Annotated in this window: 11 protein-coding genes and 2 tRNA genes; 4 read left to right on the top strand and 9 right to left on the bottom strand. The window is 58.0% G+C overall.

The window, feature by feature from the left end; all coding sequences use genetic code 11:
- Positions 1-28: 28 nt before the first annotated feature.
- A tRNA-Leu gene (locus M504_RS14125) sits at positions 29-115 on the bottom strand.
- 178 nt (positions 116-293) lie between these two features.
- Between M504_RS14125 and M504_RS14120 the strand changes: the two genes are divergently transcribed.
- Positions 294-557: a hypothetical protein gene (locus M504_RS14120; RefSeq protein WP_047492486.1), complete on the top strand. Its 264-nt coding sequence runs from the start codon at positions 294-296 to the stop codon at positions 555-557.
- A 73-nt stretch (positions 558-630) separates the two neighbouring features.
- On the opposite strand, the gene M504_RS14115 is transcribed toward M504_RS14120, so the two are convergent.
- Positions 631-1,245 carry a response regulator gene (locus M504_RS14115; RefSeq protein ID WP_047492483.1) on the bottom strand — a complete coding sequence of 205 codons (615 nt, stop codon included), beginning with the start codon at positions 1,243-1,245 and terminating at the stop codon, positions 631-633.
- 243 nt (positions 1,246-1,488) lie between these two features.
- Between M504_RS14115 and infC the strand changes: the two genes are divergently transcribed.
- A complete protein-coding gene (infC, locus tag M504_RS14110; protein ID WP_084214433.1) occupies positions 1,489-2,088 on the top strand; it encodes a translation initiation factor IF-3 in 600 nt (199 codons plus the stop codon).
- A 74-nt stretch (positions 2,089-2,162) separates the two neighbouring features.
- Here the strand turns inward: infC and M504_RS14105 are convergent, their stop codons facing one another.
- From M504_RS14105 to alaS, 7 genes are all read right to left on the bottom strand, one after another.
- Positions 2,163-3,083, bottom strand: coding sequence for a tetratricopeptide repeat protein (locus M504_RS14105; protein WP_047492481.1), 921 nt, complete (start codon positions 3,081-3,083; stop codon positions 2,163-2,165).
- Between the two features lie 416 nt (positions 3,084-3,499).
- Positions 3,500-3,575: transfer RNA gene (locus M504_RS14100), tRNA-Thr, on the bottom strand.
- Between the two features lie 320 nt (positions 3,576-3,895).
- Positions 3,896-5,032, bottom strand: a complete 1,137-nt coding sequence (locus M504_RS14095; protein ID WP_047492479.1) for a DUF6599 family protein — start codon at positions 5,030-5,032, stop codon at positions 3,896-3,898.
- Between the two features lie 41 nt (positions 5,033-5,073).
- Positions 5,074-7,398 (bottom strand): N-acetylmuramoyl-L-alanine amidase, encoded by a 2,325-nt coding sequence (locus M504_RS14090; protein ID WP_084214347.1) that lies wholly within the window; start codon positions 7,396-7,398, stop codon positions 5,074-5,076.
- A gap of 95 nt (positions 7,399-7,493) precedes the next feature.
- Positions 7,494-8,186 carry a hypothetical protein gene (locus M504_RS14085; protein ID WP_156993791.1) on the bottom strand — a complete coding sequence of 231 codons (693 nt, stop codon included), beginning with the start codon at positions 8,184-8,186 and terminating at the stop codon, positions 7,494-7,496.
- Positions 8,187-8,279: 93 nt separating this feature from the next.
- Entirely contained in the window at positions 8,280-8,474 is a 195-nt protein-coding gene (locus M504_RS22105) for a hypothetical protein (protein WP_156993789.1), read from the bottom strand.
- 396 nt (positions 8,475-8,870) lie between these two features.
- Positions 8,871-11,558 carry an alanine--tRNA ligase gene (gene alaS, locus M504_RS14075; RefSeq protein WP_047492470.1) on the bottom strand — a complete coding sequence of 896 codons (2,688 nt, stop codon included), beginning with the start codon at positions 11,556-11,558 and terminating at the stop codon, positions 8,871-8,873.
- A gap of 24 nt (positions 11,559-11,582) precedes the next feature.
- Here alaS and M504_RS14070 point away from each other — a divergent pair, with 24 nt between their 5' ends.
- Together M504_RS14070 and M504_RS14065 are read left to right on the top strand one after the other, a co-directional pair.
- Positions 11,583-12,065 carry an energy transducer TonB gene (locus M504_RS14070; protein WP_156993787.1) on the top strand — a complete coding sequence of 161 codons (483 nt, stop codon included), beginning with the start codon at positions 11,583-11,585 and terminating at the stop codon, positions 12,063-12,065.
- A gap of 22 nt (positions 12,066-12,087) precedes the next feature.
- The gene (locus tag M504_RS14065; RefSeq protein ID WP_047495036.1) at positions 12,088-13,563 is read left to right on the top strand and encodes an alpha-L-fucosidase; all 1,476 of its coding nucleotides are present in this window, start codon (positions 12,088-12,090) and stop codon (positions 13,561-13,563) included.
- The last annotated feature ends 124 nt before the right edge of the window (positions 13,564-13,687 follow it).

Raw genomic sequence — 13,687 nt, 5'->3', positions numbered from 1 at the left:
CGCTTCTGACGTTCCTTACAGAACTTGATGGTGCCGAAAAGAGGACTCGAACCTCCACACCCTTGCGAGTACATGGACCTGAACCATGCGCGTCTGCCAATTCCGCCATTTCGGCACGGAGCGAGCGTCACAGGCATGAGCCAGAACTTCGCTTGCAGCTCTTTCAGTGTCCCAAAGGATGAACAGGATGTCAAACCAGACGGCCTCATCATCACTTTCTATCCAACCTTCAGACTTTTCAGTAGCATCCAAAGCGCAGCACACACAGAACTAGCTGGGAGCACCGTTTCCGCATGGACCAGAGCAACGTAAACTCGCCTTCTGCCCCCACAACCGAATCTGTAATTCCGGAAGATCTTGCCCTTGAGATCCGCAAGTTGGCACACGACCTTAGCAATGCCCTTGAAATCATTGTGCAGACCGGCTACCTGCTCAGCACGGCAGGGCTGAAATCGCCCGCCAGCGACTGGTTACACATGCTCGACAACGGTACCAGCAAGGCGCTTGAAATCAATCTCGCACTGCGCAGCTACATCAAGACGCACAGCCCGAAATAACGCACCACGGAAATATAGAAAGGCGCTCCTTCCGGAGCGCCTTTCTTATTTGTGAGAGATCTATCCCGCGTGATTAACGCGATTTCTTCGCAGCTTTTTTAGCCACCGGCTTTTTCGCAGCGGCCTTCTTGACCGGCACAACTTTTTTGGCAGCAACCTTCTTCGCAGGCGCATTTTTCTTCGCTGGAATGGCCTTCTTGGCTACGGGCGCAGCCTTCTTCGCCACAACCGCCTTCTTTGCGGGAGCTGACTTCTTCACCACGGCAGCAGATTTCTTCGCAGCCGACTTCACAGGCTTTTTCCCCGAAGTCTTTTCCTTCGCTGCGATATGCCGGGCAAACAACGCCTCAAGCTGCTGCAGAAGAATGCGCGTATGCATTGGCTTCACCAGCATCTTGTCCGCGCCCATGGTTGAAAGTGCTTCATCATCCACGGGAAACGCAGTGAGCAGGGCAACTGCGGGATTGTAAGGAGCTTCCTTGGCCGCCGCAATCACTTCGGTGCCGGCATGTTCATCTTCCATGCGCATGTCCGTGATCACCATCTCGTATTCGCGATGGCGGATTCGGCTCTTGCCTTCGCGTGCGCTTGTGGCCGTATCCACATCAAATCCGCTGATCTCAAGAACCGCCTTGAGGGTAAGCAGAACGGCAACTTCATCATCAACCAGCAGAATGCGACGTTTCATGGAACGTGTCTATCTCCCGTGCGCCAGAACCTCGCCCGCCTGTGCACCACATGCAAGCATAACTCTTTCTGTCTGCTATGTACCGCCTTCAAGGGCACTTTTCGTTCTTGACAGCACACCTGGGAAAGCCCGCAAGGCACAGATTCGGCTATTGATGACATAGAGAAATCACTTGAACGGTGGCACCACGTTGTATACTGGTTCGTGCAGAGGCACGTCTAAGTGCGCTGCGGAGGCCCGACTATTCCACCGTTTACTGACAAGCGTTCCGTCAAGAGTTTCATCCGCACCAACGAAAAAATCCGCGCGCGCGAAATCCGCGTGATCGATGAAAATGGCGAACAGCTTGGCATCATGGCCCCGTTCGACGCGCTGAAGATCGCGCGCGAGCGTTCGCTGGATCTCGTGGAAATCTCCCCCAATGCAGTGCCGCCCGTCTGCCGCATTCAGGATTACGGCAAGTACCTTTACGAGAAGGACAAGAGCGACCGCGCTGCACGTAAGAAGCAGAAGGTCATCGTCATTAAGGAAGTTAAGTTCTCCGTCACCGTGGACGAACATGACTACCAGACGAAGAAGAACCAGGCTGTTCGCTTCCTCAACGACGGCGACAAGGTGAAGGCCAGCCTCCGCTTCCGTGGCCGCCAGATGGCACATCGCGATCTGGGCTACAAGATCATCAACCGCCTCATCATGGACGTGGGCCCGGCTGGCATCGTGGAATTCATGCCGCGCATGGAAGGCACCACGCTCCACGCCATCATCGCTCCCAGCAAGAAGCAGGAAGCACCCGCACCCAAGAAGCCAGCCACGGAAGAAGCAGCAACACCGGCTGAAGCGTAAGCTCCTCTTCTCTCAGATACAGCAATGCGCGGCTCTCGCCGCGCATTTTCTTTTTCACATTCTTCCTGGGAGTTCTACCCAGCCATCTTCCCAAATCGCGAAACGATACTGAGCCGCTCACTCGCCAGCGTCCGTCGCGCCTGAAGGCGTGCGTGCGTCGCCCACGGACCCACGGGGTCCAGTCGCACATAACAGAGCCAGTGCCGCAATGCCTTGCGCTTCTCGCCTGTGCGTTCATAGGCCAACGCCAGGTTGTAGTGCGCATCGGCATACTGCGGCACGAGCTGAATCGCCCGATGGTAAGCCACGATCGCTTCCGGAAGACGTCGCAACTCATCCAGCACATTGCCCAGGTCGAAGAAAGCCAGCGCATAGTCCGGATCAATCTCAGCAGCCGCGCGATACCGCTTCTCCGCCTCTTCAAATCTGCGGTCGTTATAAAGAATCGTTCCCAGATTGATGGAAGCGGGAGCATGCTTCGGCCAGATGGCCAGTACCTGCTCGTACAGGTCGGCTGCCTCAGCCAGCGTCTCTTGCCTCTCTTCCAACTGCACAGCGCGCTGGAAAATCTCCTGGGCGCGCGCCTGATCACGGAGCTGCTGGTCGCGCGGCAGCTCGCGCCGCACGACAGTCAACGCCCGCTTCGGCGCTTCAAAATCAAAGGCAAGCTGCTGTGTCAGAGGATCCAGTAGCGCTCCGGCATGGCGGAAGACCAGCTTCGCCCCTTGCGACACGGGAGCAAAGTTGTGCAGCGGATCAGCAAACCCCGCGCGCTGCATCGCCTCCAGCGATACGCGAATGGATCTCGCAGAATGCCGCTTATGCTGCAGATCACGCAGACTCCGCATCCTGGCCAAGTCGCGAATGGTGAAGTCAGAGGTGTCGGCAATCAGCCCGGCTCGCTGCCACGAAGTCACCTGGCGTTCGGGAACACCCAGGATCCGTCCGGCCTGAGCTCGGCTGTAACGGGAAACAGGCGCTGTCATTACGGGCATCGTCTGTGCTCCAGCAGTGAGCGGTTCCTTGCGTTTTTGCTCACCTAATGCCGAGTATGATGCCGTCGGACATTGCGCGCAAGATACCTATAACCACGAAATGAAGAATCTTGTGGGTAACCTGTACCACAACTGATTCTTTTTTCACGGTCCCCCAACATTTCATGAGCAAACCAAGCGTTCCGGCTCTTTTCCGCCTCTTGCATCGCGAGTCTACCCACCACCAACTTCGAGATGAAGGTGTGCGTCCCCCGCTCCCAATTCGCGACAAAGAATCCCGCACGACCTCCGCGACAACCCTGATCCTGACGTTCTCAAAACGACGGCGGATGGCACCAACGGTCTCCGCCCCCTTCGCCGGGCAATAAAAAATCGCCTGCGAGGAGGCGATGTTAAATCCATAAATGGAACGCGTATGGAGCCGACGAACGGACTTGAACCGTTGACCTGCTGATTACGAATCAGCTGCTCTACCAACTGAGCTACGTCGGCGTTCCTTAACGATTCTATCGTGGGTTGCCGTGTGTGCCAAATCGCGCTCTAGGGAGCGTTTTCCGGGTTCAAAATCGGGCACGAAAAAGCCGCCTGCGGAGCGGGCGGCTTTTTCTCAGGGAGAATAGTCCGGACGGAGGCAAAGCCATCTGAACTTTCTGGCGAAAGTCTATGGCTCCACTTCAGGCGGTGTCAAGGAGAATCGCATCTCATTGAAAAATATGCTTTTAGCGAAGAGATTTTATTACTTGGCGCGCGTACGGTTTCGCTTTTCTTTCTCTTTTACTCACTAGCGCCAAACGTATGAGAATCGAGATCGACTACTCGAGTTTGTGTTCCGGCTTGCCGCGCAAACCCAGGCTGATGACTTCCATGTCCGCAAGCGACGAAGCCGACTTACCGCGCGAAATTCGGAAGGCAGCGCGTCCCCCGCCGAACACAATTCCCAACGCTAGCGCAGCACCGCACATCACGAATACGAAGATCATGATCTGCACCAACACACTGGCTGCGGCAGAGACTTTGAACTGCTCCATGTAGCCTTCGGGCTTGTCCCACGCAATCTGCGCCTGGTACTTCACACCGCCGACCAGCTTCGCAGCCTCCTTCGCCGTGAAGCCACTGGAAGCAATCGCAACAATCGGTCCCGAACGCGCGATCTGAGGCTCACCCGCCAAGAATGAAGCAGGCATCTGCTTGTCGTCCATCGCCTTCTGAATCGCACGCATGCGATCGCCTGCGATCGTCGGCGTGGGATAGAAGATCAGCGTCAACAATCCGGTACCGCTCTTCGACGAGCGATAGTGCGCGGTAAGAATTTCAGGCGACTTGCTGAAGTCCAGCGCCGAAGCCGGAATCGCGCCACCACCGGCTGCGTATGTACTCTGGCCAACGGCATAACGCAGGCTGGTTTTTTCCAAACCGTCGGTAGGCAACTTGCCTGGCAGCAACGGATGCGCGGCTTTCGCACCACTAGGCTTCGGCAACGTACCGACTAGATCTGTAAACGAACCTGCTGCAATGCCCTTCAGCCCCGCGGGCGCGACGATTACCACCGTATCGCCCTGCCAGAACAGCAACCGACCACAGGACACCGCGCAATCGACACCCAGGCTGTTACCCGCCGAGCACGGACGCATCTCTGTCGTACGCAGATAAGTGAATGCGCTGTAAGCACCAGTCGCGTCGGCGAGTTCCACTGCCGAAACTGCAGCCTTGTTCCCCTCTGCCTCGTAGATCTTCGCGGCCGACCGCTTGACGATCAGTTCCTTCGCCACATCATCCGGCAGATGGATGTCATTGACCGTGGCAGGAGCGGAAGCCTGCCAAGGACCAAAGTGATCAGCCAACAGAGGTGCAGGCGGAACAGAAACCGTCGTAGAAGCTGCTGGCGTCTGCGCTACGGCAGAGGAAACCAGCAGAGCGGAAACAAGCGCGAAATGGGCAATACGCAGCATCACTCAAAGTGAGACTACCACCATCGCCCAAAGGAAAGCGGCTACTGCCCGCGAGGGTCAGGTGAGGAAGTCTTCGCAACCCGCGTCGTCACAGAACCGCTACTTAAACCACTGGTGTACCGAGCGACGCCTTTATAGATAGACTCCGCGATGCGTTCGCGGTACTCCGGTGTCCGTAACTGCGATGCGTCACGAGGGTTCGTTACAAAGCTGATCTCTGTCAGGATCGACGGCATATTCGCTCCGATCAGCACCACAAATGGAGCCTTCTTCACGCCGCGATCCTTCAGTCCTTCGTTACCGCGATGCAGTCCCTCGAACAGGGACTTGTCCACGTCCGCAGCGAACTCTCGCGACTCATCCAACTTGTCCTTCAGCGTTATCTTCTTCACCAGGTCCGCAAGTTGATGCACGGATTGATCGCTGACCGCGTTTTCACGCGCTGCAACATCCAGCGCATCTGGCTGTGAGGTGAAGTTCAGGTAATACGTCTCCACGCCACGCGCTGTTTCGTCCTGCGAGCTGTTCGCATGAATGCTGAGGAACAAGTCCGCCTCAGCTTTATTGGCGATCGCTGTGCGCGTTTCCAACGGAATGAATGTGTCGTCGCTGCGGGTGTAGATTACCTGCGCACCCAGCTTGTCCTGCAGCAGCTTGCCCAGCTTCAGCGCCACATCCAGAACGACGTCCTTCTCCATGATGCCGCCCACGCCCAGCGTTCCACTGTCGTGGCCACCATGTCCCGCATCAATCACGATGCGGTTGATCTTGAGTCCCAGCGCGCGCTGCAGAGTGCGTGCGCCATCTGCGGTGGGTGCAGCCGCCTGCCCCGGCTCCGCAGCTTCGACCGCCTTCTCATTCCGCTTGCCGTTCTTGTGCGTCGGCACAGGGATGTCGCCGGTGCGGGTATCCGCAACCACCGCAATCGGTTTGCTCGTCGGCAACAACGTCGCCTTCTGCGTATCGGGAGCCTTGCTTAAGCTGGCCACGTCGCGACCGCTGCTGCGCGTCGCAACTGTGCTTGGAACCGCAGCGGTATCTGCAGGAACTGGAGCGGGAGGCAGTGAGACCCCAGACGACAGACCCGTTGACCGATTCGCGTTGTTGGCTGCGCTCTGCGTCACCGTCGGCGCATGCAGCAGATCATCTCCACGCAGTTTGTCGGTCTGAGGAGTAGCCGTAGTTGTAGGCGGCTGAACGGACGAGGTGGAACTCTTCGCACCACCATGGATATCAATGATCAGTCGGTACGGATTCGGCAGCAGAAACGCCGAATACTCGGTCACATCATTCACGTCGAGTACCACGCGTACGACATCGTTCGAGTACTGCGCCACGCGGATCTTCTTCAAGAAGCCATCGTCCGTTACGCTGAATGCCTTGCCGCTCAACTCCTGCGCCAGTCGCGTTCCATGCAGATCGAAGAAGATGCGATCCGGATTTGGCACGCGTGCCGCTTCATACTGCACTTCGTCGCCCAGGTCGATGGCCACGCGGGTGTAGGTGGGGGTGGACCAGTGGCGGATGGCCGAGACCGTCGCCAAGCCGTTGCGGGTATGCGTTGGCACATTCGCGGATGCGTCTTCCACTTCCTGCATACGCGTCGTCGGCTTCAGTGCGGGCAGCGTGGATGACTGCGAGGCAGCAGCGTTTGCAGCGTCTCGGATCTCATGTGGAACTGTCGAGGCCGGGACGCCATTAGAGGCGGACGCGCTGCCTTCCGGCAGGCGTGATCCCTTCGGTTGCGCAACCACCTGCGGCTTAACACTGGCCTGCGCTGTATCGGGAGAAGTTGGCAGGACGCCGGCCTTCAGGCTCTTGAGTGCGGCCTGTGCTTCGTCGATATGCGACGACTGTGGATACTCCTCGACAAACGCCGAATACTTCGTCCGCGCCAGCTTCACATCATGCAGATCATTCGCGGCAACATGCGCTTCTTCCAGCAATGCCAGGATGCGGAAGCTGGATCGCGGATACTGTGTCCGCAGGAACTCAAACTGCCCAATCGCCGCGGTGAGCATCTTTGGCTCGTGCAGCGTCATGGCCTGGTCGGCCAGTAGCAGGCCTACGTTGTAGATGGACTCTGGCGAATGCACGTCCGCGGGATTGCCGTGATAGATCAGCCGGTACGCATCCATCACCGTCGTGTAGTCGTCGCGGGTGCGCTGCTCTGGCGGAATGGCCATCAACTGTTCGCGCGCTGCCTCGGCGATCTGCCATGGCGTCTGCTCGACAGCCTTCTTCCTGGTGGCAGATGCACTCGACGATGTCCGTGGTCTTTGCGCGACGGCGCTCAACGCCAACGGCAACAGTAGAGCCGCAGCGACAACGCATCGTGCGCTTCGGGATGGAGCTAGAGAAGCCAAACCGGCTTCAGTGTATCGAGGTCTCCCAGCTGTTTTGGGGACGAAAGCCAACGGGGTAGCTTCCGTGATTACCGTCTCAGACCGACACCGTTGCGCTAATTCCCTATCTTTTCTGACATATGGTTCAACGGCGCACGATGTTCCAAAAAGGCACGTTCATGTTCCTGCAATACGCGGGCGGCGATGTGCAGGTTGAGGAGGTGGCCCTGCCATATACCGAACCGCTCCGCCATGGCGTCGGCACCCTCTTTGGTGATGTGGCCGTTCACGATGGGATGGCTGGCAAGCGCGCCGAAGAATTGCGCCTCATCTTCAACGAGGGCTTTCTGTGCGTTCTCGAAGTTGTCGACCTCGTCATAGATGCCGCTGAAGCGCTGGGCTTCCTCGTAGGGCATGTAGCTTAGGGCTCCTGTGGCCTGTGCGGTGCGCCAGGCTGTCTTCTCCAGACCGGTGGAACCGTAGGCGGCATTGATATCGGCGTTGTCTGCGGCCGATCCTTTTGGGGCGGTCTGGATCTTCTCCAGCGTGTCCAGGTTCTTCTTCATACGGTCTTGCTGGGCGGCGATGTCGCGCACCGCGTCATCTGTATTTGCCATGTTGTGGCGGATTTCCGCCGTCAACGTCTCGCGCGCTTCTTCGGCCAGGTTCTTGTGCTCGTGGCGCGTCACCATTCCCTCAATTCCGACGGCGATCAGCAGACCGACGGTGATGGTGAACAGGTGTAAGAAAAAGTCGCCTACGCCGTGTGCGGGGGTGTGGGGTGGATGGACATCCAGCATGGCTTCCACTGTAGTGACGGTTGCCGCACACCGCAACCGTGCGCCGTCACAAACCAGTAGCCAAAACTATTGCGGTGGGAATACAACATAGGCGTTGACAGGCTACGACCGGGAGGCAGTGAGATGCCCGACACCAACACCCATGGAACCCACAATCCGCACCACACTTCGCTGCACGATGTGATGTCCGCACTGAAGCACGGCATGCACAATGCCGGGCACAAGATCACCGATGTGGGCCACAAGATGCACGATGCGGTTCTGCACAAGCATGTTTCGCTCTGCAACGTCTGCCATGTGGAACTTCGACCGGAAGAGTTTGCGGATGGCTGCTGCGCTGACAAGAACGCTTGCAGTTGTCGCGCGTTTTCGGCGCGCTGCTTTTAGGCCACAGCAACAGGCTTTATCGACTTGAGGACCTGGTATCGCAGGGGTACCCCCTCCCCCCTGTTTTTCTAAAATCGTCTTTCTAAAAGAGTTAAGCTTTTAGTGGCTGTAAAATCGTCTATCCATTGGGGTTAGAGGCAAAATCGTCTTTCTAAAGGAGTTAGGGCCGCATCGCTGCGGCCCTGCTCTTTTGCTCTATCTCTATTTTAGAGGTTTGGCGGAAATACCATGCCAACTCTATTTCTTTTGCTTTGTTTGAGTTGGACGGGACCGTGGCTTGACAGCTTTTGTCCCGGACACCGGTTGCTAGGCGATCAGGCCCCCTACGGTATCGGGTACGGAAGCCAACGCGGCATCAAGCTGCGAGGGATCGGTGCCGCCGGCTTCTGCGAGGTCCGGACGTCCGCCGCCTTTGCCGCCAACCTTTGCTGCGACGGCGCCGACGACCTTACCTGCCTGCACCTTGCCCGTGAGGTCCTTGGTTACGCCAGCGATCAGCGCGACTTTGCCATCTTCCGTGGCTGCGCCGAGGACGACGACACCGGAGCCGAGGCGCGTGCGCAGTGTGTCAACGAGCGTACGCATCTGGTTACGGTCGAGACCGCTGACCTTCTGCGCGAGTACCTTAATGCCCTTCACTTCGACCGCAGATTCCGCAGCGTTCTCCGTGGAGGCCGAAGCCGACTTCATGCGTGCCTGATCGAGTTCGCGGCGCAGCTTCTTCAACTCCTCTTCCTGAGCGGAGAGCTTTGCCTGGAAGCCTTCGGCATCGTTGGCACCGACGAGCGTCGAAGCCATCTTCGCAAGCGCGAAGCCCTTGCGGAACTCAGACAGCGAACCGGTGCCGGTGATGGCTTCCACGCGACGGATGCCGCTGCTTACCGACGATTCGCCGGTGAGCTTCAGCAAACCGATTTCGCCGGTGGCGAGCGTGTGGGTGCCGCCGCAGAGTTCGGTGGAGAAGTCGCCGATCTTAACGACGCGTACCTTGTCACCGTACTTTTCGCCGAAGAGTGCAGTGGCCTTGTACTCATTGATGGCGACGTCGATGGGCACATCCACGAAGGTTTCTACCTTGGTGTTGGCCAGCACGTGCTGATTGACGATGTCTTCAATCTCCTGCAACTCCTCATCTGCCACCTGGGCGAAGTGTGAGAAGTCAAACCGAAGACGGTTGCGGTTGTTCAGCGATCCGGCCTGCTTCACATGCGTGCCCAACACCTCGCGGAGCGCAGCCTGAATCAGGTGCGTGCCGGTGTGGTTGCGGGTGGTGGCGGTGCGTTCTGCGCCATCGACCACTGCGTCTACCTTGTCGCCCACGGCGATGGGGCGCTTGACCGTGACCTTGTGCGCGAAGACGCCCGCGACGGGCTTGGTGCAGCCGTGCACTTCCGCGATGGTGCTGGTGTGATCGGTTGGGAAGAGCCAGCCGGTGTCGCCCACCTGTCCACCGCTGTCTGCATAGAAGGATGTGCGGTCGAGAACGACTTCGCCTGTATCGCCGGGTTGCAGAACCTGTACACCGACGCCGTCTTTCACCAGCGCGATGACTTCTGCGCTGTCAGCACGGAGGCCGGTGTAACCGACGAAGTCGGTCTTGTCGAGAGATGCGAAGGCTGGCGATGCGGTCTTCTGCGAACCACCCTTCCATGAGGCGCGTGCGCGCTTCTGTTCTTCTTCCTTGGCTCGTTCGAAGCCGACCATATCGAACTCGATGCCCGCGTCACGCGCGGCATCGGTCATGAAGTCGAGCGGCATGCCGAAGGTTTCGTACAGCGAGAATGCCTGTGCGCCATCCTGCAGAACTTCATTGGTCATGCGTGCGAGGCCAAGCTGCAGCGTGCGTGCGAACTGCTGCTCTTCCTGCAGCACTGTCTTTGCAACGCGCTCTTCTGCATCCAGCAGTTCAGGATATGCGACCTTCATTTCGCCTACGACGGCGTGCACCATCTCGTGCATGAAGGGTTGATCCTGACCGAGCAGGCGTCCGTGACGGATGCCGCGACGAAGGATTTTGCGCAGTACGTAACCGCGGCCTTCATTCGCGGGCTGAATGCCATCGGCGATGAGGAACGTTGCGGCGCGTGCGTGGTCTGCGATGATGCGAAGTGAGGCCGCGCCCTTTGCATCGCTGACAGAGCCTTCCTCCGCGTTCATGGCGGAGAACCCTGTCAGACGAATCGCAGCATCGATCAACGGAACAAACAGATCGCTCTGATAGTTGGAGAGCTTGCCCTGCAGCACACAGGAGATACGCTCGAGGCCCATGCCGGTGTCGATGGAGGGCTTGGGCAGCGGCGTGAGTTCCGGCAGGCCGCCGGGTGTGATGTGACGATCGAACTGCATGAAGACGAGGTTCCAGATCTCCATGTAGCGCTGGTCGTCTTCGCCGAAGGGCTTGTCTTCGCCGGTTTCGCTGGCGGCGAGGCCGAGGTCGTAATAGATCTCAGAGCAGGGGCCGCAGGGGCCGGTTTCGCCCATCTGCCAGAAGTTGTCCTTGGCGCCCAGTTCATAGATGCGGCTCTTGGGCACGCCTGCTTCAATCCAGAACTGTTCCGCTTCGTCGTCGCGCGGGGTCTGCGCGTCGCCCTCGAAGATGGTGACGTAGAGCTTGTCCTTGTCGATGCCGAACCAATCGGGCGAGGTGAGGAGTTCCCACGCGAAGGCGATGGCGTCTTTCTTGAAGTAGTCGCCGAAGCTGAAGTTGCCCAGCATTTCAAAGAAGGTGTGGTGGCGACGCGTGAAGCCGACGTTTTCCAGATCGTTATGCTTGCCGCCCGCGCGGACGCACTTCTGCGAGGTGGTGGCGCGGGAGTAGGTGCGCACGTCCGAGCCAAGGAAGACGTCCTTGAACTGGTTCATACCCGCGTTGGCAAAGAGCAGCGTGGGGTCGTTGTGCGGCACGAGCGACGACGAGTGGATGCGGCGATGGCCCTTGCCCTCAAAAAACCGCAGAAAATCTTCGCGAATCTGGCTTCCGGAACGGTATTGCATGACCTATAAAGTCTAGCAGTGAGTATGCCCGCGCAAGTCTGTCTCGGTGCAATGCTGCTTTGCGGCGGTGCGAACCTTCTTGCGCAGGAGCCGCCCTGCGGCGTTAGCGGTGTGAAAGAGACCACTACGATCACTTATCCGCCAATCGCTAGCGAGGCCCACGTCACCGGTCTGGTCATCGTACGGGTGGAATTTGCCAAAGACGGAATGGTTGAAACGGCAGAAGTTTGGCGTGGGCCAGAGATGTTGCGCGAAAACGTTCTGTCGTTTGTGAAGGGACTTCAGGCGAACGAGTATGGAGGAAGCCGCACCTGCCTGCTCTCAGTAATCTTTGCCATGCGAGAGCAGATTCCCCCAGATTTTCACGGAGACATGCTGGGTGCGGATATCAAGCGAACAACGATCACGCCACTGCACTATTCCATTACCGCGACAACGCTTCCTTTCTATACAAGCGTAGACCCGGCAGGCAAGAAGATTCGCAAGCGCTTCCTCGGCATCTTCTAGCCGCTGTCTTACGATGGAAGCCATGAAACTTTCACGTCGGACGTTTATAAGCAGTGCATTGGCAACCGGCATAACAGCTGCAGCGCAGACCAAAGGCACAGGTGCGCCTGCAAAGTTTGGTCCGACGCCTTCGCTGCGGCAACTCCGCTGGCAGCGTATGGAGACCACCGCTTTCCTGCACTTCACCGTGAACACCTTTACCGGGCGTGAGTGGGGGTTGGGTGATGAAGACCCCAATATCTTTAACCCGACCGAGTTCAATGCGGACAGTATTGTGCTGACGCTGAAGCAGGGCGGCATTAAGGGTGTGATTCTGACCTGCAAGCACCATGATGGCTTCTGCCTGTGGCCTACGAAGTCGACCGATCACAACATCAGCAAGAGCAAGTTTCAGGGCGGCAAGGGCGACATTGTCCGCGACATCTCGGCTGCGGCGAAGAAGCATGGGTTGAAGTTTGGTGTGTATGTTTCGCCGTGGGACCGGAACAATGCGAACTATGGCAAGCCGGAGTACATCACGACGTATCGGCAACAGATCACTGAGTTGCTGACGCACTATGGGCCGATCTTTGAAGTGTGGTTTGATGGCGCGAATGGTGGCGATGGTTTCTATGGTGGGGCGCGGGAGAAGCGGACCATCGACAAGCACACCTATTACGACTGGGCTAACACGTGGGGACTGGTTCGCAAGCTGCAGCCGGGTGCGGTGATCTTTAGCGATGCTGGGCCGGACATTCGCTGGGTGGGTAACGAACGCGGTATTGCCGCAGAGAATTGCTGGAACACGGTGACTCTGCTGAGTGAGCATCATGACGCTACTGCCGTTCCTGGCGATGTGGACACGAAGCTGTCTGGTGCGGGTTCTGCTTATGGCAAAGAGTGGATTCCGGCGGAGTGCGATGTGTCGATCCGTAAGGGCTGGTTTTATCACCCGGAGGAGAAGCCGAAGTCCGTTGACGCACTGTTGAACATTTACGAGAAGTCTGTGGGGCATGGAGCGGGTTTGCTGTTGAATATTCCGCCGGATACGCGCGGGCTGATTGCGGATGCGGACGCGGATGTTTTGTACGGTTTCGCAGCACGTGTGCAGAAGATGTTTGCCACGAATTTGCTGCGCGGGGCGAAGCTGACGGCGTCGAATGTGCGCTCGGCCAAGTACTCCCCGGCGAAGCTGGTGGATGGCGATGCGGACACCTTCTGGAGTACTGCGGACAACCTGACGGAAGCGAATGTTACCGCGAAGTTCGCGGACAGAAAGACGTTCAATCTGTTCCGGCTGCGGGAGCAAATCGGCCTGGGTCAGCGGGTACGGGAGTTCCGGCTGGAAGTACGCGATGGCAGTGGCCCGTGGGTTCGTGTCGCGTCGGGTGAGAGCATTGGGAACTGCCGCATTGTGCGATTGGAAGCCGCTATTCAGGCGACCGAAGTGCGGCTGAGTGTTCGGAGTGCGGCACCGGTGGCGCTGAGCGAGTGGGGCTGTTTCCTGAATCAGGACTAGCCTCACGCCTGATGTAAAAAGCCTTGGAAAACGTCTGGGATTGAGGCGAACGGCAGTGTACCAAAATGCTACACTGTGCCATCTACCCGTCTTAATTCGAGTCGGGTTTCGCGGCTTCGTGTCG

Origin of the sequence: Terriglobus sp. TAA 43 (assembly GCF_000800015.1) — a bacterium.
GTDB lineage: Bacteria > Acidobacteriota > Terriglobia > Terriglobales > Acidobacteriaceae > Terriglobus.
This window is presented reverse-complemented; position numbering and strand designations above follow the sequence as displayed.